Source organism: Ruegeria atlantica, assembly GCF_001458195.1.
Classification (GTDB): Bacteria; Pseudomonadota; Alphaproteobacteria; order Rhodobacterales; family Rhodobacteraceae; genus Ruegeria; species Ruegeria atlantica.
On the sequence record NZ_CYPU01000055.1, the window covers coordinates 29,008 to 51,447 of the forward strand.

19 protein-coding genes are annotated in these 22,440 nt (G+C 54.3%); 9 read left to right on the top strand and 10 right to left on the bottom strand.

Annotated elements, in window-relative coordinates; all coding sequences use genetic code 11:
- Positions 1 to 3 precede the first annotated feature (3 nt).
- From RUA4292_RS16115 to RUA4292_RS16135, 5 genes are all read left to right on the top strand, one after another.
- On the top strand, positions 4 to 1,539 hold the full coding sequence (locus RUA4292_RS16115) for a GumC family protein (RefSeq protein WP_145974987.1): 1,536 nt from the start codon (positions 4 to 6) through the stop codon (positions 1,537 to 1,539).
- Positions 1,540 to 1,579: 40 nt separating this feature from the next.
- On the top strand, positions 1,580 to 2,419 hold the full coding sequence (locus tag RUA4292_RS16120) for a CpsD/CapB family tyrosine-protein kinase (protein ID WP_058278526.1): 840 nt from the start codon (positions 1,580 to 1,582) through the stop codon (positions 2,417 to 2,419).
- 105 nt (positions 2,420 to 2,524) lie between these two features.
- Positions 2,525 to 3,937 carry a mannose-1-phosphate guanylyltransferase/mannose-6-phosphate isomerase gene (locus RUA4292_RS16125; protein WP_058278527.1) on the top strand — a complete coding sequence of 471 codons (1,413 nt, stop codon included), beginning with the start codon at positions 2,525 to 2,527 and terminating at the stop codon, positions 3,935 to 3,937.
- A 72-nt stretch (positions 3,938 to 4,009) separates the two neighbouring features.
- Positions 4,010 to 5,278, top strand: a complete 1,269-nt coding sequence (locus tag RUA4292_RS16130; protein WP_058278528.1) for a nucleotide sugar dehydrogenase — start codon at positions 4,010 to 4,012, stop codon at positions 5,276 to 5,278.
- A complete protein-coding gene (locus RUA4292_RS16135; protein ID WP_199520021.1) occupies positions 5,275 to 6,528 on the top strand; it encodes a glycosyltransferase family 4 protein in 1,254 nt (417 codons plus the stop codon). Before RUA4292_RS16130 ends, RUA4292_RS16135 begins: the two co-directional genes overlap by 4 nt.
- A 77-nt stretch (positions 6,529 to 6,605) precedes the next feature.
- Here RUA4292_RS16135 and xrtD read toward each other — a convergent pair whose 3' ends face one another.
- The gene (xrtD, locus tag RUA4292_RS16140; RefSeq protein ID WP_306346072.1) at positions 6,606 to 8,210 is read right to left on the bottom strand and encodes a VPLPA-CTERM-specific exosortase XrtD; all 1,605 of its coding nucleotides are present in this window, start codon (positions 8,208 to 8,210) and stop codon (positions 6,606 to 6,608) included.
- 309 nt (positions 8,211 to 8,519) lie between these two features.
- Between xrtD and RUA4292_RS16145 the strand changes: the two genes are divergently transcribed.
- The gene (locus RUA4292_RS16145; protein ID WP_145974988.1) at positions 8,520 to 9,389 is read left to right on the top strand and encodes a sulfotransferase domain-containing protein; all 870 of its coding nucleotides are present in this window, start codon (positions 8,520 to 8,522) and stop codon (positions 9,387 to 9,389) included.
- 12 nt (positions 9,390 to 9,401) lie between these two features.
- On the opposite strand, the gene RUA4292_RS16150 is transcribed toward RUA4292_RS16145, so the two are convergent.
- The 8 genes from RUA4292_RS16150 to RUA4292_RS16185 all read right to left on the bottom strand — a co-directional run bounded on the left by RUA4292_RS16150 (position 9,402) and on the right by RUA4292_RS16185 (position 18,188).
- Complete coding sequence (locus RUA4292_RS16150) at positions 9,402 to 10,829, bottom strand: porin family protein (RefSeq protein ID WP_058278530.1); 1,428 nt, start codon at positions 10,827 to 10,829, stop codon at positions 9,402 to 9,404.
- 180 nt (positions 10,830 to 11,009) lie between these two features.
- A complete protein-coding gene (locus tag RUA4292_RS16155) occupies positions 11,010 to 11,432 on the bottom strand; it encodes a VOC family protein (RefSeq protein ID WP_082637157.1) in 423 nt (140 codons plus the stop codon).
- Positions 11,433 to 11,446: 14 nt separating this feature from the next.
- Positions 11,447 to 12,460: an SGNH/GDSL hydrolase family protein gene (locus tag RUA4292_RS16160; RefSeq protein ID WP_058278532.1), complete on the bottom strand. Its 1,014-nt coding sequence runs from the start codon at positions 12,458 to 12,460 to the stop codon at positions 11,447 to 11,449.
- A gap of 9 nt (positions 12,461 to 12,469) precedes the next feature.
- Positions 12,470 to 14,020 carry an MBOAT family O-acyltransferase gene (locus tag RUA4292_RS16165; RefSeq protein ID WP_058278533.1) on the bottom strand — a complete coding sequence of 517 codons (1,551 nt, stop codon included), beginning with the start codon at positions 14,018 to 14,020 and terminating at the stop codon, positions 12,470 to 12,472.
- A 12-nt stretch (positions 14,021 to 14,032) separates the two neighbouring features.
- Positions 14,033 to 14,983 carry a class I SAM-dependent methyltransferase gene (locus RUA4292_RS16170; RefSeq protein ID WP_158507048.1) on the bottom strand — a complete coding sequence of 317 codons (951 nt, stop codon included), beginning with the start codon at positions 14,981 to 14,983 and terminating at the stop codon, positions 14,033 to 14,035.
- A gap of 16 nt (positions 14,984 to 14,999) precedes the next feature.
- A complete protein-coding gene (locus tag RUA4292_RS16175; protein ID WP_058278535.1) occupies positions 15,000 to 16,913 on the bottom strand; it encodes an HAD-IIIC family phosphatase in 1,914 nt (637 codons plus the stop codon).
- Positions 16,914 to 16,924: 11 nt separating this feature from the next.
- On the bottom strand, positions 16,925 to 17,167 hold the full coding sequence (locus tag RUA4292_RS16180; RefSeq protein WP_058278536.1) for an acyl carrier protein: 243 nt from the start codon (positions 17,165 to 17,167) through the stop codon (positions 16,925 to 16,927).
- Between the two features lie 106 nt (positions 17,168 to 17,273).
- A complete protein-coding gene (locus RUA4292_RS16185) occupies positions 17,274 to 18,188 on the bottom strand; it encodes a glycosyltransferase family 2 protein (protein ID WP_058278537.1) in 915 nt (304 codons plus the stop codon).
- 223 nt (positions 18,189 to 18,411) lie between these two features.
- Between RUA4292_RS16185 and RUA4292_RS16190 the strand changes: the two genes are divergently transcribed.
- On the top strand, positions 18,412 to 19,290 hold the full coding sequence (locus RUA4292_RS16190) for a glycosyltransferase family 2 protein (protein ID WP_058278538.1): 879 nt from the start codon (positions 18,412 to 18,414) through the stop codon (positions 19,288 to 19,290).
- A gap of 40 nt (positions 19,291 to 19,330) precedes the next feature.
- Here RUA4292_RS16190 and RUA4292_RS16195 read toward each other — a convergent pair whose 3' ends face one another.
- Entirely contained in the window at positions 19,331 to 20,110 is a 780-nt protein-coding gene (locus RUA4292_RS16195; protein ID WP_058278539.1) for a sulfotransferase family 2 domain-containing protein, read from the bottom strand.
- A 115-nt stretch (positions 20,111 to 20,225) separates the two neighbouring features.
- Between RUA4292_RS16195 and RUA4292_RS16200 the strand changes: the two genes are divergently transcribed.
- Together RUA4292_RS16200 and RUA4292_RS16205 are read left to right on the top strand one after the other, a co-directional pair.
- Positions 20,226 to 21,653 carry an O-antigen ligase family protein gene (locus tag RUA4292_RS16200; RefSeq protein ID WP_233493470.1) on the top strand — a complete coding sequence of 476 codons (1,428 nt, stop codon included), beginning with the start codon at positions 20,226 to 20,228 and terminating at the stop codon, positions 21,651 to 21,653.
- Positions 21,654 to 21,689: 36 nt separating this feature from the next.
- Complete coding sequence (locus RUA4292_RS16205) at positions 21,690 to 21,920, top strand: hypothetical protein (RefSeq protein ID WP_058278541.1); 231 nt, start codon at positions 21,690 to 21,692, stop codon at positions 21,918 to 21,920.
- Positions 21,921 to 22,440 lie beyond the last annotated feature (520 nt).

The window sequence follows — 22,440 nt, forward strand, 5'->3', positions numbered from 1 at the left end:
AACGTGAATTTTCGTTACTACTGGTCGATTTTCTTACGGCGTCTGCCCTACTTTTTGGTTGTGGCCTCAGTGATCGGCGCGGCCTCGGTCATCATCGCGATGGCATTGCCGCCCGCCTATGTATCCAGCATGAAGCTGATCGTAGAATCGCCACGTATTCCAGATGAGTTGGCAGCCTCTACTGTTCGCACTCCGGCACCGGAACAGTTGCAGATCATTGAACAACGGCTCCTGACCCGGGCCAACTTGCTGGAAATAGCCAATCGGCAGAATGTTTTCGAAGACCCCTCTGTTATGACGGCTGATAGGATTGTGGCGGGCATGCAGGCTCGTACTGTCATCAAAATAAGCACAGGCCGCAACGAGGTTGCGCTAATGGAAATTAGTTTTGAGGGACCTTCAGGCGCAAGCGCTGCGGGTGTTCTCAACGAATACCTAACACTGATCCAGAAGGAAGACGTACAGTCGAGAACGGGTCGCGCAACCCAAACGCTCGAGTTTTTTAGGAAAGAAGTAGATCGGTTGAGCGAGGCACTGGCTGAACGCAGCGCACAGATTTTGGATTTTAAGACCAAAAACGTGGATGTGTTACCGGATACTCTTGATTTCCGGCTGAATCAGCAGGCGCTTCTGCAAGAGAGGTTGGCGCAGCTGAACCGAGATTTGGCTGTGTTGAATTCGCAGCGCAGCCGGTTGATCGATATCTATGAGACAACTGGCCAGGTTTCGGGAAACCGCACACCTAATCAGACCCCTGAGCAATTGGAACTGGTGGGCCTGCGCCGAGAGCTTAATCAAGCCTTGGCAATTTATTCCACTACCAACCCGCGTGTTAAGCTTCTTGAAGCTCGTATCAAACAGCTTGAGGAACAGGCTGGTTCGATGCCGCAACTTGTTGAAGAGAGCGAGCCGCAGTCCGGGAATTTGTTGTTGGATGTACAATTGGCGGAACTGGATTCCAGAATTGCAGCTTCCGAAGAACAAAAAAATGATTTGAGCCCGCAATTAGACGAACTGCGTCGTACTATTAATCAAACGCCGGAAAAGCAGATCCGGCTTGATGATCTTGAGCTCGATTACCAGCATATTGAGAGGCAGTACAATGCTGCGGTCGAGAGCTTGGCCCGCGCCAGTACAGGTGAGCGGATTGAAGTGACGGCGCAAGGTCAGCGCGTATCTGTGATCGAACCGCCAATCGCTCCAAGCAGCCCGACCAAGCCTAATCGGATGATGATCGCTGGCGGTGGCAGCCTCTTCGGTATTTTGGCTGGGATTGGCCTGATTGCTTTGCTGGAATTGCTGAATCGGACTCTGCGTCGGCCAGAAGATTTGGTTGCAAAACTGGATATTAGGCCACTGGCGACTATTCCCTATATTCCGACCTCTGGAGAAGTTATGCGTTTCAGGGTGCTGAGGTTGTTGCGCATGTTTGTCATTGTGGTCGGCGTGCCAGCGGCGGTTTATGCGGTTCATGTATTCTATCAGCCTCTGGACCTGTTGGCTGAGCGGGTTATGGACAAGATTGGTATCCGGTGGTGAGACGAAACGGGCAGTCTTTGTCCTAGAAGGATAGTGCTTAATGGAAAAACTGCAGAAAGCTATAGAAAAAGCACGGTCGCAGAGAAGGAAGAGGGCGCCTGCTCAGCTCGCTGTTGCCGCGGATAAGGCTATTCAAGAAGAGGTGCCTTCGAACAGAACTACTGATCCCTGGCTAGACCTGACGCCACTAGATATTTCCAAAACAGATGTCCGTCAAAATCGGCTTGTCAGCTACGACGGCGGTGCTGCCGCGGGACCTTATGATATGTTGCGTACACGTATATTGCAGCAGGCTTTGGTCAATGGCTGGAAGAGGGTGGCGATGGTTTCTCCACACAGTGCATGCGGCAAAAGTACCACTACCGCAAATTTGGCTTTCAGTTTCGGCCGCCAGACTGATTTACGCACTGTTGTTTTGGATTTTGACCTGCGTCGGGCGGGTTTGTCCTTGATGTTGAAACAGGACTGCCAATGCACCATGGGTGACATTCTGCAAGGCAAGGCGTTACTTTCTGACCACGGGTACAGAGTTGGGAAGAACGTGGCGCTTGGGTTGAGCAGTGGGGCTGTTACAGATGCAGCTGAAATTCTGCAAAGCCAGAAGGCCAGCGATGTTATTGCGGCAATTGAGGCAGAATTCGAACCCGATCTTGTTTTGTTTGATATGCCGCCGTTGCTGGCGGCGGACGACAATTTTGGATTTCTCAAAAACGCTGATTGCGCTCTGCTGATGACGGAAGCTGAACGCACGACGATTGATCAGATTGATGTGGCTGAGCGTCAATTAGCAGAACTCACCAACGTGATGGGCGTGATCATGAACAAATGCCACTATACTGACGGTATTTACGGATATGGGTACGGTTATGGGTACAGTTGATGTGCCACTAGGAATGTACGGATTGGTGAGTGATTGCGAGGAGGGTTCCGTTGGCCCAATCTAGTTTCAATAAGAGGTGCATTCATTAAATTTGGAGTTTGGTAAATGATTTATCCGGTCATTCTTTGTGGTGGTTCGGGAACCCGGCTATGGCCCAGTTCGCGGCGTGCCTATCCTAAGCAATTCGTATCTTTTGACGGTCATCAAAGTCTGTTCCAGAACGTCCTGTCGCGGCTTTCCGGACCGGAATTTGATGCGCCAATCTTTCTAACCAACGAGGATTTCCGATTTCTGGTGGAAGACCAGGCGGCTGCTTTGGGCCTGTCGGATGGTCGGGTTATCTTAGAGCCGGCTGCGCGTAATACCGCACCTGCTATTCTGGCTGCGGCGTTGAGCCTTGAGGAAATACCTGATGCACTGATGTTGGTCGCACCTTCGGATCATCTGGTGCACGACACTCAGGCCTTTCTCGACGCTGTTGCCGTGGGGGCCAAAGCGGCTCAGGGTGGGGAGTTGGTCACATTTGGAGTGGTGCCGGACCGTCCTGAAACAGGGTATGGGTATCTGCGGCTGGATGCTGCGGTGGTGTCCGGACAACCCACCCCGCTTGCAGAGTTCTGCGAAAAACCGGACAAGGCGCGAGCAGTTAAGCTGTTGCAAGATGGCAATGTGTTGTGGAATGCGGGAATGTTTATGTTCCGTGTCCGCGATATCATTGCGGCCTTTGAGGAACATATGCCGCAAATGGTGGCACCGTGTCGCGCGGCTCTGTCGCAGGGGGAAACGGATTTGGGGTTTTTCCGGTTGGCGGTGGACCCTTTTGAGGGGATTGATCCGATTTCGATCGACTATGCGATTATGGAAAAGGCCCGGAATATCGTTGCTGTCCCGTTGGAGGCTGACTGGTCTGATCTGGGCAGTTGGGATACCCTGCATGCGACCCTGCCACTGGATGAGAACAAGGTCGCTCAGGTGGGGGCGGCCACGGCGATTGATTGCCAGAACACGCTGTTGCGCAGCGAAGATAGCAATATCCAGTTAGTAGGCCTTGGGCTGAAGAATATTGCCGCTATCGCAATGCGTGATGCGGTACTTGTTACCGATATGGAACGGGCGCAGGACGTCAAAAAGGCGGTCGGCGTACTGAAAGTGAACAAGGTGGCGCAGGCCGAGGACTATCCCCGCTTTCACCGCCCCTGGGGTTGGTATGAGACCCTGTGTCTGGGGGATCGGTTCCAGGTCAAACGGATCATGGTCAAACCGAACGGTATCCTGAGTCTGCAAAGTCATGTGCATCGTTCTGAGCATTGGATCGTTGTGGCCGGCACGGCGCGTGTGACCGTGGGTGAGGAGGTGAACTTGCTGACAGAAAACCAATCCGTTTATATCCCGCTGGGTGCGGTGCACCGAATGGAAAACCCTGGCAAGGTGCCGATGTATCTGATCGAAGTGCAGACTGGGTCCTATCTAGGTGAAGACGACATCGTACGGTATGAGGATGTCTACAACAGGGGATGACTATGCGGGCGCGGGCCATTCGTCCGCTTCATATTGGGTTGATTTCGAGTTTCCAGCATTGGGTAGAATTTAATGAAGGTTGCGGTATTGGGTCTTGGCTATGTCGGATTTACGGCTGCCTGTTGTATTGCCAGCGAAGGCCATGAAGTCATCGGGATAGACGTAAACCAAAAAAAAGTGCGTCAGATCATGGCCGGGCAGGCTCCGATTGTGGAGCCGCGTGTTCAGGAGATGTTGACCGAAGGGGTCACGGCAGGACGGATTTCAGCGGATGTGACGATAGGGGCGCATCTTGGTGGGTGTGATCTGGCTATTGTCTGTGTCGGCACGCCCTCAGCTGCGGATGGATCGCACAATATGGGGTTCATCGCGGATGTGACCCGGCAGATAGCGATGGCGCTGACCACTGATCGGGATCGCCCTCTGGTTGTCGTTTATCGTTCGACATTTCGTCCTGGCACTGTTGAGGAACTTGTTCTGCCAGTTTTCGAAGCCGTTCTGGGCGAAGCGGCGCAAAGCTTGGTCGAGGTAGTCTATAATCCTGAATTCCTGCGTGAGGGCAGCGCAGTCGAGGATTATTTCAACCCGCCGAAAGTGGTGATTGGAACCCGGGGCGGGATCCCCAATGCGGCGATGCAGGAACTGAACGCCAATATAGAGGCGCCGATCTTTGTTGTTGGTTACCGCGAGGCGGAAATTACCAAATTCGTCGATAACAGTTGGCATGCGGTCAAGGTGGCCTTTGCCAATGAGGTCGGGCGCGTCTGTCTGGCACAGGGCATTTCGGCACGGCAGGTGCATGAGATCTTTGTCTCGGATACCAAACTCAACATTTCCCCCTATTACATGCGGCCCGGCGGGGCCTTTGGCGGCTCGTGCCTGCCCAAGGATGTGCGTGCGTTGCAGTATATTGCCGCCGATACTGGGGCCAATCTACCGCTGATCAATAGCCTGATGGGTTCGAACGAGGCACACAAGCACCGCCTGTTCGAATACGCGGTCGAAGGATTGGACAAACCGGCGCGTATTCTGCTGGTTGGGCTGGCATTCAAGGCAGGCACTGACGATCTGCGTGAAAGTCCCAATGTTGATCTAGCGCGCAAGCTGCTGGCGGCGGGATACGAGTTGGAGATCTATGATCCGGGTATCGACGCCACCAAGCTGGTCGGGACCAACCTGGGCTATGCCTACAGTCATCTGCCCGTGTTGGAACGTCTTCTGGTTAACCGAACCGACACCGAAACCACGCAGTATGATCGGGTTATAGCGTCGAACGCGACGATCGATGGTCTCACCTTCTCAGGTAACCCCGAGGTCCGCCATACAGGTCAGTTGCCATGAAGGATGTTGATTTGGTTGAAACGCCGCGCATGGATGAGGCGCGGCAGGCAAAGCCGCTTTCCGGACGGCGTGTTCTGATCATCGTCGAGAATCTGCCGCTGCCTTTTGACCGGCGGGTCTGGCACGAGTGCCGTACGCTGCGCGTGGCCGGGGCCGAGGTGGCGGTGATTTGTCCGACCGGGAAGGGATATGAAGCCCCCTACGAAGAGATTGACGGAGTGCATATCTATCGCCACGCTCTGCCGATTGATGCCAGCGGGGCGCTTGGATATCTGGTGGAATACGGGGCCGCCGTGTTTCATGAAATGCGTTTGGCGCTGCGGATTGCCCGCCATCATGGTTTCGATACTCTGCAGGCTTGTAACCCACCTGACCTGATCTTCTTGGTGGCGTTGCCCTTCAAGCTGTTCGGTAAGCGGTTCATCTTCGATCACCATGATATCAACCCCGAGCTCTATGAGGCCAAATTCGGCAAACGTGGGTTTTTCTGGAAGCTTATGGTGTTGTTCGAACGCTGGACATTTCGCAGTGCTGATGTCGTGATTTCGACCAATGAGAGCTATCGGGAGATCGCACAGGAGCGCGGCAGGATTGCGTCCGAGGATGTATTTGTTGTGCGCTCGGGCCCCGATCTCAATCGGCTGATTGTAACGGACCCCAACCCCAAGTGGCGCAACGGGCGTGCGTATATGGTGGGCTATGTGGGAGTTATGGGCGATCAGGAAGGGATTGATCTGTTGCTCGATTCTGTGCGGATCATAGTAAAAGACCGTGGTTATGATGTGCAGTTCGTGTTGGTCGGCGGTGGCCCGGCGCTGGACGGGCTGAAGGCGCAGGCCGAGGGGCTGGGGTTGGGCGACCATGTGACCTTTACTGGACGCGCGCCTGATCAGGACCTGTTCGAAGTGCTGTCAACAGCGGATGTCTGTGTGAATCCGGACCGGGTGAACCCGATGAATGATAAATCCACCATGAACAAGATCCTGGAATATATGGCGTTTTCCAAGCCCATCGTCCAGTTTGAGGTGGCCGAGGGGCGCTATTCCGCAGGTAGGTCTTCGCTTTATGCCGCGCCCAACGACACAGCCGATATGGCCAACAAGATTCTCGAGCTGTTGGATGACCCGGAGCGGTCGGCCGAGATGGGTCGCTTTGGCCGCGCCCGTGTCGAAGCAGAACTGGGATGGGATCATCAGGTGGACGCTCTGATCGGCGCTTATCAGCGGACAACCGAAAAAAAACCGCTCTGAGAAGAGCGTTTATACCGGACCGGTCCAAATATGCACGCTCGGTCCAATTGGGCCGGACATACACAGATGCCGAAGCATTAGATTGGCACGAACCTCGGCAGCTTCGGCAGGCTTTGTCCGACAAATTTCAGCAATCTGGTATCCGCGTCGGCCTCGGTTTCGTCTTCGCGGATTGGGGTCACGTAGCGCACCAGCGCGCCGTCGGTGCGGCCCATGGTCAGCCCGTCGACCACAACCCCGATCTTGGCAGCGAAATCGTTGGTCTGGCGTTTGCCACGTTGCTCGAACCAGTAATAGACCAATTGCTTTTGCAGTCCTTTCTGGATGATCGCGCGGTTCACCTCGAACGCGCCATAGGCGGGGATGCCCGGGTCGATCCGGTAGGGCTCCAGGCTGAAGATTTCCCATCCACCTACCGGCAGGCAGACCTCAGGGGAGTGGATGCCGTCGCCTTCGGTCTGCTTGTCATAGAAGGCAACGAACATGTTGATATAGCCATTCTGTCCGGGCGCGGCATAGGTAGTGTTGAGGTAATCGGTCGCGCCCAGCACCCGTTCAACATCAGGGTCCAGCAGCGCTGCCGACCCTGACCATTCCCCCAACTGACGCGGGTACAGCGAGAATGGGCTGCGGTCGATTAGCTCTTTATCCGAGCTGGGTTGCAGGACCCAGGCCGCCGACACTGCCACTGTTAGCAAGGCTGCCGCCGCCATGGCCCGCGAGGGACGGATGGCGAAGATGCGTTCGGCCACCTGCAGCAGGCCGCTGGTGTCCAGATCGATCGCTTCGGCCAGCGGTTTGGGGTTCGGAGTCAGGCGTTGCAAGGCGACAGCTATGGTGAACAGGATGGCGATACAGGTCAAAAAGATGACCCAGCCTTCGAAGAAATGCAGAAACCCTTCGGCCATTTCGATACCATGGTGATTGACCAGAACTCCGATCACGCCGATGCGGATCGAGTTCATCAGCACTGTCAGTGGTGCGGCCGACACCAGCAGCAGCACCTTGTGCCAGATCGGCCCGCGATAGAGCAGGGCGAAGAGATAAGAAAAGCTGAGGATTGGGAACAGATAGCGCAGACCCGAACAGGCCTCGGCCACCTGCAGCTTATAGACGCCCAGATCGATGATATTACCGTCCAGATAAACGGAAACACCTGCCTGCTGCACGAACCAGACCCCTATGACCGAAGAGATGCCCTGCAGGAAGATGGTCAGCTTCCAGTATATGAAGTTTGGCAGCGGCAGCATGAAGACCAGATGCAGCACCGGAAGTTGATGTCGCCGCCCGATGTTCCAGCCAAACACGGTCAGCACCACACCGCCGGTCCAGATGATCATCGCATAGGTGACAATGTCTGGCACCTTGGCGAGATTTCCCAGGATCGCCACAATCAACCCGAATGCAATGACCAGAATTCCGGGCCACCGTTCCCGGACTTCACCCGGCGGGGGAGGGTGATTACGCATCTCGCGTAGGAATAGATATAAAGAAATGATGGGGATCAGAGGGCCATGGCTGTACTCGGCGGTAGCCCAAGCTTTGCCCAACGATACGATTCCGATCCAGAAGATCGGGACCGAGCCGATAACCAGCAATGTGAACCAAAACAGTCCGGCCGGATTGAATGCCCTGTCGCGGCCTGTCCTGTCCGGGTTTTCCGCGGATGTCGCAATATTCACCTGTTTCCCCTGATACTCATTAAAAACTGTGTTGGCGGGAGTTCCATGTTCGATCTTAACGAATACTAAAGGGTAAAGGCTACTCAAACTGAAATTACAATGTAATCCGCATTGCCTTGGTCGCGCGTATACACGCCTTGTTTCCATTTTGGATCCTGTGGTGATAATGGTGGAGAAATGTTTCAATAATTATGCTGATAGTCTGAAATCACTGTTTATCTTCTCAGGACAGGTTAAATTGGGCCATGATAGTTTTGCATTTTTTCTGGGGCGGTTGATTTGCAGGAAAATATTCGGAACCAAAAAATCATGACAGCAGCCGGGTTCGGGCCACAGGTTCGCCGTTCTCGGATTGGCCAATTGCGGCGTGAAGTGCCCAATTTCCTAAAAAAGAACAAAGGGCTGTTGGTAAATCCGGAGTTCTGGTCCTTGCTGGGGCGTCTGTCTTCTACCCGGGTGCGGGGGGCCGATATACCTAAGGATATTCCGATTCTGTTCGTGGCCACTCATCACAAGGTAATGACGACCTATTTCACGGCGGTCCTGCGCCTTTTGGGGTATGGTCTGAACCTGCCTTATCAGAAGGTGCATATCGAACATCCGGATCCGCAATCGCGTCTGGTCATGTCGATGCATGGCAAGCTCGATCTGCCGCGTCTGGCCCCTTATCGCGGGGTGCATGTGATGCGGGATCCGCGCGATATGATCGTGTCAGGCTATCATTACCACAAATGGACCCATGAAGCGTGGGTCCATCGACCGGACGAAAACGGGTGCACTTATCAAGTCAAGCTGAACGCGGCCAGCACCTACGACGGCCTGTTCATGGAGATAGATCACTTCATCTTCTTCTACCGAGATACGTTGCTGAACTGGGATACCGGCGATCCGGATATTTTCGAGGTATCTTTCGAAGATCTGATGGGTGAAAGTCGGGTCGGCACATATCGCGACATATTCAGCCATCTCGGGTTTGATGGTCATGATCTGGAACTAGCCGCTGATCTGATGCGGCTGTTCGAGGCCAAAAGCCGGAGCGGCAAAAAAGCCGGGAAAATCGCTCGTAAATCCCACCTGCGCAGCGGCAAGTCTGGGCAATGGCGCAACGAGTTGGAGCCCGACCATATCGCATATATCGAACGCGAATTGGGTCCGGTGTTGCGAAAATTCGGATACTGACCGGCTGCGGGCTCAAGGCCGCATGATGAAATCCCGGCCAATATTAAAGAAAATGGAATGAGATTGCGCACGCGGGTCTGTCAGTTCTTCGCGCATCCGGTACCGGTACCCGGTACTAAGTGCCCAGTCTTCCGTCAGACTATACTGGTATGAAGCTGTAACGTTAGCCCTGTCTATCGTACGGGTCAGTTCGTCGCTGATCGTATAGCCTGCGTTGAGGTTTATTCCAGAGATGTTGTTGATTTCGTGAAAATAACCGAGGAACAGGGCGGTTCTCAGAATATTTCCCTTGTCTTCGTCAAAATCCAGAGAGCGCTGGAACCTTGCACTGAACTCTCCTCGAGGCAGTTCTTGTACCCAGTTTAGCGAGCCAATGAAATCCGGGCTGTCCAACTCCGAATCCGCAAAACCTGCAGTAAATGCCAGTCCGCCCGTGGGCAGTTCAAGGCTGCGACCGACCAGATAGTTACGGATGTCGCCGTCATCGGTCACAATCTGCGAGAGTTCGGCATCAATCGTACCGTTGGGCATGTCCCGTTCCAGCCGAAGTAGGCCAGTCGGGCCGTCGGTTCGAGTAGTGATCCCGAACTCACGGGTATCAATGGTTGTGTATCCAAAGCGCGCCTCAAGGCGCCAGATCGGTGACAATTCGACATTCACACCGGCATAGCCGGTCTTGGTCTCGCGCTGGGTCTGTTCGGCGTCGTTTTGATCAAAAAATCGATAATCCGCCCCGATAATGCCTTCCGCGAATGGCAAAAAGCGCAAATACAGGTTAGCGTCTAGATTGATGCGATCACTGTCATTTAACCCGGGATCGGTAGTGTCTGTATATTTGAGCGATAGGTAGTTAGCTCTGAAATCAGCCCCGATCGGTGCGTCCCGACCCAATTCAAACTCCAGTCCGCTTCTGTATCGTTCGCGGTTACCAGTTCCGTTCAAATCATCGAGATCTGGCGGTAGTTCGATTTCACCATCAGGGTTTTCAAAATCCTGAAGGGGTCGGAGGAATTCAATGTTCGATTGCAAATAGCTGGCGTTGAAACCAAATGCTGATTGTACCCCTTCGCGACCGTAATCCAACTGAAAGCGCTGATTGTCCCAGCCCGACTCAGCCCCTGGTCCGTTCACGGCACGCAGCACGCCGGAAGCGGACACACCTATCCGGTCCAAGGGAGTTTCATGGGTGAAACCAAGAGAAAGCCCTGTTGAAGCAAAGGTGGTTCTGCCAGCACTGACCGGATCAAGATCTAGGTTGTCGTCGGTTTCAAGACTTTGATTGAATCCGAATACTAGGCCTGCCCCGTTTTCCTGTGCCGAAGCAGGCAGAAAACAGCATATCGAACATGCACTAACCGATAAGGTGCGATAGATCAGATGCCGTTTCACAAGTGCCTCAGTCTTACGTTCAGTTACCGCTCTGGCCGCCGAATATTCCATTGTTTTCCCGGGGTAGCCTGTTTTTCTAATTGTTATTCTACTTGTTATAGTTTCGAACGCACCAAGTCGTCAAAAACTTCTTCCACCCGCGTATTTGTGCCTGACCGTATTGTGTGATTGCAACATTTTGTAGAAATAGTTTCAGGCCGGTCTCTTAACGGCTCCAATGGGGTTTTAGCCTCAAGCACTGCCATCCAGTGGTTGAACATATTCCACCAAAATGCCGCGTGTGGAGATTGGGTTGGTGAAATTGCACAGGAAATTTCCGGCACCCTTGACCGGGGTATCCCTTAACATCGTGACATCCCGAGTGGCGAGTTCCTTTTGTAATGTCAGAATATCCGGCGTTTCGAACGCATAGTGATGCAGCCCGCCCGCACCACGGTTGAAACGCGCAAGTGATCCGCCGGTTGGCACAACGAGTTCCACGGCAGTGCTGTTTTCGGGCGCTGTACAAAAGAGGCACCAGCATTCAAATTCCTCGACATAGCCGCGATAGTCTTCGATATGGCCAAACCGTGACATGTAATCTTCGGCATTTTCCATGCTTGGCTGCACGATCCCTACATGGTGCAAACGGAGGGAGTTCTGCATTACATTCATTATCGTTTCCTGTATTATGACCTGGTTGAAGGGTCGAGCAGCGGAGTAAGCGTTTCGGTCAACCAATCCGTCACCAGAACGGCACCAAGTTCAGAGACATGGGCCACGTCGTTATACAGATTGGGATCGTTCAGCAGGAAACCCGCCGAGAAGACCGGCCCGAATTGCTCCAACCATGCTTTCTCGAAGGGCTCTTCGTAGCCCCCGTAGAAGGGAAGATAGAGGAAAGCTATCTGCACGCCCTTGGCTTTGGCCAGTTCGGCGATCCGGCGCAGATAGGTGCGGGGAATGCCAAATTCGATCCCGGCCATCGATTCCGGCAAGATCGGGCGCGTTAGCTTACGGCGTCGGAATTCGGATTCGTCTTTCAGCACTTCGATATCGGCGGCGCTTTTGGGACTGAATGCCTTGCCGGGATTAAAAATCCGCGGATCGATCGTGGTGCCGGCATAGGTGGTCGGGTTGAATTCGGGCTGATAACCGAACGCTTCGGGCAATAGGTTTGCGGCGGCCAACTGAATCTGCCGGATCGGCAGTCGTGCCAGATTTTCCGGTAGGTTCCGGTTTACGATCCAAGGGCTTTGCAGCACCTCACCTGCGCCGGCCAAATCACCAAAAGCCTGATGCCCGTGCCGGGGAAACTGCTCTACCACAGAGATCACGATCAGCTTTGGCTTATGTTCAGACAGCAATTCGCGGATAATCGGCAAGCGCACATCGAAACCGGATGCGGGAAGCGAGAAGTTGACAATGCGGGCGTCGATCCCCTGTTCTGCAAGACGTTCTTCCAGATCCGGAGAAATCACGCCGCGTGCTGTACGTGACGACCCAAGAAAAGCGATATCGATCGGGGTTTCGTCGAAATGGATGCGCTCATAAATCCACCGGGCGCGTTCAAAGATCGTGCCGCCCATTGCCTGATAGCGAAAATAGGGATCATGCGGTAGCAGGAAGGCCAGCACAATACAGGCCAACACGGTCAGCCAGAGGCCGGTGAGGAAGGTGCGCAGGCGCAGGGGTTTGGTCATCGGCGCATCCTAAAAGTTGAAATAAATGAATTCTGACTGCCCGCGCAGAATGAAGGCAAGCCCTAGAAACAGAACCACACCGCTCCAAATCATCCAGGGCAGGGTCGGTCGCCATGTCAGATGCAGCAACGATGGGGCTCGGTTGCGCCAACGGTTCCAGTGCAGGATCGGGGAATACCGACCCATGATCTGTTGCGTGTTTGGGCACAGGAAAATCAACGCGGCGGCCCCCAGCAGGAACAGCCCCGGTTCGGTTATCAGTTCGGAGGATTTCGCAGGCAGCACTGTCGCCATACCGGCGATTTGGTCCAGGCGAATCATACCTTGCCAGACAGCGATTGCTGCGGCGGGGCTGTCAGCGCGGAACATCACGTTGGCGAAGATTACCGCAATCAGCGTCACCGCGTGGTACAGCGCCATGCTGGAACCGGGAATACCGCTTTTGCGGCGGGCCTTGCGCCGCAGCGCGCGCCAGAACTCGTTGATTGCCAGATATGTGCCGTGCATCAAACCAAAGAGGACATAGGTCCAGGCTGCCCCGTGCCAAAGGCCGATCACCACAAACAAAACAACTGTGGGGGCAGCCACTGTTACCGAGAAGGACGCCCATTTCCCCAGCCGCCATTGCGCGGCCAGCCGTGACAGGGGCAATACCAGCGGCTGATACATATAGGATACGATGAACTGCTGCAGGGTGATATGCCAGCGCCGCCAATATTCGATGATCGAGGCGGCGCGCAGCGGCGAGTGGAAGTTCACCGGCAACTTTATTCCGAACATACGTGCCAGGCCGATAGCCATGTCGGAGTACCCCGAAAAGTCGAAATAGAGCTGCACTGTATAAGCCAGTGCGGCCTTCCATCCGGCCAGAAGGCTGATCGTGTTGCCAGCCTGCGCCGCTTCGAAGACCGGTGTGGCGAAAAAGGCCGCGCTGTCGGCGATGACTGTTTTCTTAAACAAGCCAATTGCAAAGATCACCAGCCCGACGGTCATGTTAGCGGTCACGAAACGCCCCGGATTACGCCCGAAGAATTGCGGCATCATCTCTTTGTAATGCACGATCGGACCCGCGATGAGCTGCGGAAAGAAAATCACGAACGTGGCATAGCGCCAGATTCCTCCTGTGCGAATCTCGCCGCGCGAGACATCCACAAGAAAGGCGATCTGCTGGAAAGTGTAGAATGAGATGGCAAGAGGTAGGATGATCCTTTCCAGATGCAGACCGGCCCCCAGCATATTCGCGTTGTCGACGAAGAAGTTGGCATATTTGAACCAGCCCAGCACCAGCAGGTTGCCGGCAACGCCCAGGGCTAGGGCCCAGCCTGAGCCGCTTCCGTTATCCCGTGCACGCTCAATCCACAGTCCGGTGAGATAATTGCCCAGAACCGACAGGATCAGCAGCAGAACATAGGGCGGATTCCAGACTGCGTAGAAGATCAGCGAGGCGATGACCAGAAACAGGAATATCCACTGTTTCAGCCCCATCCGGATCAGCAGGTAATAGCCGGCTAGCGTCAGGGGCAGGAAAATGAAAACAAACGGAAGGGAATTGAACAGCATGAACGGATACGATCAGACCGGGCGGGCAATCATGCAGGCCGAGACGGAAATCTTGTTGCGCAGGGCCCGCTCCAATGCGGTGCCTTGGGTGGCGAAGAAACCGTCTTTCAGAATCTCGAATCCGGTATCGTTAAGGAGCGCGCGCGCATCATCGGGCGTCCGCATCAGGTAGAGGTGATCGGGCGAGGGGCTGTTGATCGGCACGTTGATGAAGATGCGGCCTGTTTCAGGGCGAACCTGAGCGTGCAGCTTGCGCATGACCGATTTTGGGTCTTCCAGATGTTCCAGCACCTCGGACAGTACCACCAGATCTGCCGGCGGTGTGTCAGCGGGCACATCCATGACGTTCTGAACCGCAAAGTGGCAGCCATGGTGGCCTAGCCTTTCCAGCGCGGCACGGGTTTGGTCGAGAGACACCTCTGACAAATCCCAGGCGTTGGCGCTGGACAGACCAAAGTCCCGTAGGGCCAGCGACATCATGAGCCCATGGCCTGGGCCAATCTCCAGCAGAGAACCGCCCGGTTGCAGAAGCGCGGGCAATTCAGTCAGAAAAAAATGGCAGCTTGCCGCGTGGTTGAACCACAAGACCTGACTTAACAGCAGCCCGTCCATGTATTTTTCCATATAGGCTGCATCGGAATAGACTTCGGCATCTGCTTCGGCGAAGGTTGACAGCCGATACCGGCCCTCGCGATGAAAGAACAACTCCTCTTCGCGCAACCGGTCGCATGTCCAACGGTAATGTGCCGCAATGGCGTCTAACCGGTCGCTCACAAGTAGCAACACGGCCTCGGCTAGGGTTTCAGTGGTGCGCATCATAGCCGCATCGCGGCCCGCAAGACTTTTGCGGATATAGCGTTCATGCTCGGGCCAGATCGCCAAAACCGCTTCGGCGATGCGGTGGGTTGAAGGCCATTCCCCGGCCAGAACGTCAGAGGATAGATCAGAAGAATGCGCAGGCATAAAAGAATCCGATTGTTCAGGCCGCGGCATCGGCGGGCGGGCTGTTTAATGTCATGGGCAATTGGGCAGGCGCGTTGTAACCGGCAAGATCAAGCTGCCAGATTGTGCGTCCATCCGCCTCTTCGGCGGTTTTTGCAAAGCCCAGCTTTTCGAAATGACCCGAGACCATCCTGTTTTTTTCGGAAGGAATATACTCACCGATCAGGCGCTTTGCCCCCGCTTGGCGTGCTGCATCGGCGACAAGCCCTAAGGCGGCTTCTTCGACGCGACGTCCCAGAACCCGGCAGCTCATCAGCCAGGTGTCGCAGATCCAGTCTTCGGTCCCTTTGCGAAAGATCATCACCGATATCATGCCGTTATCGCCGAATTTGTCGGCCAATCGAATCTGCAGCGTGAACAGATCCGGGTTCTGCTGCATGTGGGCGACCTCGGCCTCGGTATAGCGGCGCGTAGTCAGGTTGAACTGGTTGGATTTATTGATCAGCTGAGCGATGCGTGTGCGCCCGATATCATCGAAACCACGTGCCTCGCAAACCATGTCGAGAGATTTCAGATATTCACCATAGTCGCCGATGGTTTCCATCGCGACACTGCGGGCGGCATTGGCTCGGTATTGATCGGCGCGCTGCTCGTCGTCGGCCGACAGGCCTGTGGTCTCGAAGTACCCGGCCTGGGCCAGTGCGGTCGGATAAAGCGCGGGGTCGTCCGATAATTCGGGTACAGCAACCTCGGGTAGCATCTGGCGTACCCGCTCGCGTTCGGCCGGATTGTCATCGAGGAATGCCAGCGCATCGGTGCCGATATTGAGCAGCTTGGCAATATGGCGAATATTGCTGGCCTTGTCGGTCCAGTTGGCAATGAAGACTGAAACATCATCTTCCCGCAGCAGCATGTCGGGGTGTTTTTGGAACGGCAGGCGGGCGGCATCTTCTTCGTTCTTAGAGCAGACGGCCAGCACCACGCCGCGCGTCTTGAGGTCCAGCGCATAGCGCTGAATCGCCAGAAAAGCCTCGCCCTCCGCAGTGCCTTGTCCAATGCGGATGCCGTCTAGGCCGTCATCGCCGATGACGCCACCCCAGCATGTATTGTCGAGGTCGAGAACCAGACACTTACGCGCCTTGCCGCGCAGTGTGCCCAGCATCCGGGCAACGTGATCAGCATAAAGAGGGACACAATCAAGCGCGAAAGGCAGTTTCGCTCGATGCCAATAGGCAGGGTCGAACCAGCGTGACCGACCAACGGTGTCGGCCAGGGTGGCGATGTCCAGCACTGTCAGCGACTGCTCTTCGGCTAGGTCCAGCAGGTCTTCGTTGAAAGCAGCGATCTGAGCCGCGACCGAACCGGGGGTGCGCCGGTCATAGTGCCCGCACCAGGGATCGGGCGGGATCGGCAGAGTTTGCAGGATGACCGTCGGGATTGCGGTGCGCTTCAACCCGTCAACCAGGCTGCGGATTTGTGCAATTGCAGCGTCTACTGCTGCTTTGGCATTGTCGGGATTCATATAAACCGTGGCCAACCCCAGGCTGCGGCAATCAGGCGCCAACAATGCCATGTCAGCCCCAAAACTTGTCAGCCCGCTTTCGGGGTTCAATACTTCCTGCGTGGCTTGACCGTAATCTGGCACATAGAGTGTAGTGAAAATCCCATGACGCAGCGCGCTGGCGCGAATCGCCGGTGCTATATATTCCGTGGTCGCATCTGCCAACACGGCAAGGCGCACTGAAGAAAGTGCTGCATCTTTCGCCTGCGCGGGGTCTACCTTGCCCAGGGCACGGTTCAGTTGAGTAAGTTTGTTGAGATCCAGCGCGTGGTTGGCAAGCTCAACTAGTGCCTCGATTTCGATTGTAGGATCAAGCGCACGCAGCTTGGCACGAAAATCGGACGGGGCGGGACGCAACCAGTTGAGCTCTTCGATAGAGAACACAGCCATGATCCACTCCGCTAACCGGTCTTTTTCTGAATGCAGTCTACAAGATCGCCGACCGATTTGAGTGCTTCGATTTCAGCAGTTGTGAATTTGAACCCATAGTGCTGCTCGATCGACACGACCAAGCGGATGTGGCTCAGGCTGTCCCATTCCTCGACGTCGTCTGCAATAGTCGCCTCGGTCAGGGACAGATCACCGAGATCAAGAACGTCGGCAAAAATCTCATTTAAATCGTTAAAAATTGCTTCTCTGGTCATGTTACTCTTTGCTGTACTTTCACTGATAGCTTGAAATAAATCGACGTAAAAACTTGTACCCTATCTGAGTTCAGTAACAAGCTGTTTTGCTGTGATGGCATTCAGATCAGCTCCCTTGTCGCCAGGCCGTTGCTGTTTGTGCGGCGCGGCCAAACAAAAGCGCAAGCATGCGGCGACATCTGTAAAGACGGATGCGTGTGAGGCAAAACAGTGCCAAGAAACGGTCCCGTAAGCCCGAGACGCGGTCTGAATGGAGGATGCGCAGAACCTCACCTAATGGAGAAGCCGCCAGAATCAGCGCGCGAGTGCCCCAGCGCAGTCGTCCACCGATACCTGAAACTTCAGCAAAGTCGTGGCCAATATGACGGTCCCATTTCCGGGTCAGTTCACTGAAGGATCCACGCGCCTGAGTTTCAACGACAATCTGCGGTACATAGCGGGTTATCATCCCAAGTGAGGTGGCTCTGCGACCCCAATCCACATCTTCAGCGATGGTAATTCCGGCGAAATCGCCCACTTTTCGAAAGGCGCCGCGACGCACGCCCATATTGCAAGTCGCTGCATAGCCATCTCTCATAATATAAAGCTGCATGCGGTATCCATAGACACTTTCATAGGCTTCGACTGCGGTGGTCGCATTGGGGTCGATGCGCAAAATCCTGACGTCACCGCCGATTACATCCGTGTCGGGATGCGCATTGAAATAGTCGACGATACCGGCGATCCAGCCTGATTGTGCGATACAGTCGCAATCGATGAAAGCCAATATTTCCGCCCGGGACAGGGTGGCCCCGCGACTGCGTGCGGGGCCCGGTCCAAGCGTCGTTTCGTGGGCAAGACGGGCAAAAGGAAATGCGGCGCAAATCTCGTCCGGTGTTTCCGTCGAGCCATTATCGACAACGATGACCTCGAAGGCGATACCATCATCAGCTTGTTCTGCAAGCGCTGTCAGACACTCGCGCAAGGCGCCTGGTGCATTGAGGTGCGGTATGACGATGCTCAGCTGAGGGATGTCGGGCATGATGTAATATCTCTGATCCTGAAAAGGATACTATAACTCCCCAGGAAACAAACCTAGCGGTCCGTTTCAAAATGACGGCATTGTTGCTGTATGATGTAAATTTTCTGGAAATCTGAGATATTGTTTTGTAAACGCCCACCCTTCCGCTGCGAGTGGTGTTGCCGATGGCGCGGTCCGCGAGGGCATGTTATTCTACACCGTAGTTAATTTTGTGAGGCAGTCTATGAGTGCAACCGTTTCGGTTATTCTGCCGGTTTATAATCGCAGCGCCAGTCTTGAAGATTCAATGCGCAGCGTTCTCAACCAGTCCTACCGTAATCTCGAGCTGATCGTTGTTGACGATGCTTCGACCGAGGACTTGCAGCCTATCGTGGATGGGATTGCTGATTCACGGATCCGCTATATCAAGCGCGAAAAAAACGGGGGCGCGTCTGCCGCGCGCAATACTGGTCTGGCTGCGGCCGAGGGGCGTTACATTGCCTTTCAAGACAGCGATGATCTGTGGTTGCCCGGCAAGTTGCAGATGCAGATGGATCTGCTGGAAGCAGCCCCGCCTGAAGTGGGTGCGGTTATCCATTCCAAGGTGCTTTATGGCAGTGGGCCGGACGGTTCCTATGGGGTCGGGTTGGTGTCGATGCGGCCGCCGCCGCACCGCATCATGAAGCCGCATGAGGATCAGGTGCGTAAATATCTGACCGAAAACCGGATCAGCCTGCAGAACGCCTTGTTCCGCCACGATTGCTATCCAGAGCCGCTGTGGTTTGACGATGTGACCCGTTCAAACGCCGACTGGGCGTTCAGTTCGTCGCTGGCGCAACATACGAAAATAGTGGAATATCCCGAACCAGTGGTAATGGCGTTTTCCTCTCCCGATGGCATTTCGAAACTGAAACGCGCCAAGGCGATTGGCCTTATCCGGATAGTAAAGCGCAACCGCGATGCCTATGCGCGTTATCCCGACGCTTATGGTATGATGATGTGGCGCATCGGCCGGATTCTTGCCCGGCACGGCAAGCGCAAAATTGCGCGTCGCTTCTACCTGAGTGGCCTGAGGCACAATCCTGGGTTTCTGTGGCAGCTTGTCAAAAGCAAGGTGAGTTGACCCCATGCCGGGAATATTTAAGCACAGGAATGATTTATACTCATCGCTGCCATTTCCGAACCCGGCGACGGACGCGTGTTACCAGTTGAAACAGCGTCCGTTTCGCGCGTACACTTGCCGCCGCATTTTCCGCAAGAAAGTGAGCGGAAAGCTCTGGCGCAGGTGCCAGAGGCATTCGATTGTCCGGCTCGTAGCCAAATCGCTCGAAATCGGCGGCATAAATCTTGGCAACAAGTGCCCGGTCAGCTTCATCCGGCTTAAAAACACCGACCTTTGGCGCGTTGGCGCGCAAGGCATGCCCCATGGCGCGCGGATTGCTTTGTGTTCCGGACAACCCGTCAAAATAGGGAATGAGAGCATCAAGCCCGTGTTCGAGGTGGAAGACGACGCAATTAAGCCCTCCGATCGGAGGCAGGAAATCGACTTGCGGGCGGCTGTGATTGTCATGCCTGTGTGGGCTTGTCGCCCAAAGATCAGCTTCGGATCGCAACCACTCACTGAAGCTTGTGCCCTGAGCAACAGTTCCCTCGACCTCGGACTGGAAGCGATAGGCGCTTACGGCACGATCCAGGGGGTGACGCACCACAGTTATGATGTCGCTGAAAAAACCTGCGGGAAAGAGACGCTCCAGCGTGGCCCAGTTCACATGCTGGGGCGAGGTATTAGACCAGCGCTTATCGGGTTCTGTGGACAGATACTTCCGATCCAGAAAAGCCAGCGGCCCGAACCTTTCGCTCATGTAATCTTCGACCGAACTGCCAGCGCATTTGGGGATATGGACAAAATAGACCAACTTGGGTCCGATGCGGACAATCGGCATGGGTAATTTCCCGGTTCAAAGAGGTGTATATACTTTATGAGGCCCATAAATTTAGTTTTCCAGAAAATTTCTGCAGCAGTGTGAAACTTTAAGCTCCAAAATGAGTCGTAAGCTTATGAAACAAGGCATTTCTGGCAGGCGCGCACCAGACCCCATGACAGTGGAGAGGGCTCCAAAATCGTTGCGCAAGACTGAGCGCCTCCCGGCAATCGTGACCATTTTTCTGCTGGGGCTGACAATTCCATTTATTCTTTTTCTGGGGCCGTTGCGGCTCTCGGTCTACCGCTTATTGTTGGTCGTTCTTTTTGGGCCTTTGGTGTTTATGTGGTTGTCTGGCCGTGCAGGGCGTATTCGTCTGCCCGACATAGCCCTGCTTTTGATGTGTGTATGGATTGCGTTGAGCTATGCGATGATACACGGCCCCTCCAGGGCGATAGAGGCCGGAGGCATAGGCTTGGTTGAAACTATGGGGGCGTACTTGATTGCCAGAATATACGTCAGAACACCAACCACCTTTTACACGGTTGTCCGAGTTTTGTTTTGGGTGGCGATGGCTCTGCTACCTTTGGCGGTCATCGAGACAATCAGCGGCAGAAGTGTTGCGCTTGATATTTTTGAAATTTTCTACAAATCCTACAACACACTCTACATGGACCCGAGATGGGGTTTGCGGCGGGTTCAGTCCGTATTTGAGCATCCGATTCTGTATGGTGCTTTCAGTTCTGTCATAATCGGGCTTGGGTATTTTGTGCTTGGATATGGAAAACCGGTCTTTCGGCGCATTATATATGCCTTTGCAGGTCTATTAGGGGTTTTCCTTTCCCTGTCTTCGGGGCCGTTTGTAGCCGCAGGCGCGCAGATGTTCTTGATCGCCTGGGATCAGGTTTTCAAGTCTATCAGGGAGAGATGGGTTATTCTGTCTGGGCTGTTCCTGATGGGAATCGTTGTGATAGAACTGTTTGCCAACCGCAGTGTTGCGCAAATTCTAATTTCCTATGTGGCTTTCCGCAAATCGTCAGCGTGGAACCGCCTGAGAATTTGGGAGCACGGGACCGCATCGGTAGCCAAGAATCCTCTTTTTGGCGTTGGTCAAAATGAGTGGGAGCGCCCGGCCTTTATGCCAGCCAGTATCGACATGTTTTGGCTACTTCCCGCTGTTCGCTTTGGACTTCCGAGTGCGGTGTTCATGCAACTTGCATTTGTATCGATCTTTTTGCTTGTTCTATTCCGTAAAAACCTTGGTCCACGGGAGAGTGAGTACAGAACGGGTTACTTGATTACGCTTCTGGGTCTTTATATCGCGGGCTGGACTGTCCATTACTGGAATGCCGTTTACGTCCTGTTTGTGTTTCTACTGGGCTGCGGATTCTGTTTCTTCAACGAAGATAAAAAAATGGATAAAAATCCGGGTGCGCAGGATGCAGGGCCGAATGATCACAAGGGTGCCGCTTCGGACAGAGATGCTTCTGAAAGAGGGCGGGATGTGACGGTTCAGTCGGGGTATACTCGCCAGAAAAAAAGGCATTTTCGAGATAAGACGTAGGCAGTTGCTATTTATTACATAGCAACGCGTTATAAGGTGACCGAGCTAGATTCGATCGCCCAGTTCTTCTGGCGTTATGGTCTGTTGGGGGTTGATATCTTCTTTCCGCTCAGCGGCTCCCTGCCGCGACGACTAGATACAGAAAGTACCGAGGTTTTTCTGCGCCGCATTTTTCGGATTATCCCTCTCTACATGGTTGCTGTGACGTTGTTTCTGTGCGCCAGCTTGGTTCTGGGATTCGATCAGGAGAATGTGAGTCGGACCTAGATCAACTATCTGTTCCTAGCGGGATGGTTGATCTTCTTCGATGGCCCAGAGGCAGTGCCTTATACAATCACCTAGTCGCTTTCGGTCGAAGAATTCGTCTATATATTTTTTTGGGCTTACGGTAAAATTTTCTGGCGTTTCTAGCGCTGATCAGCATCGCTTCTATAGCGTTGCGGCCGCATCTCAACCTCGCCGAGCTTGAGGCAGTCTGCAATTTTCCCGCCTGCATGGATCGCTTCCATCGCCACAGGGGGGATTGCCGCGGTCTGTATGCGGTGCCAGGTGTCTGCCCAACCGCTGATGTGGACGCTGGCTCTGTTGGCCGTTATGTCCTATCTGCTTGTATTCTGAAACCCCGCGCTGCGGAGTTCGCTGAAATACACGTTCATCGCTCTCATTACTTGCCTACTGATCGTGTTGTTTGAATTTCGCTACAAGGAGGTCAGGAGCCGGGCATTGTCTTGGTTTTCAGCCATCGGGTTTTACTCCTACTTCACCTTTCTGTTCCACCCATTCAACA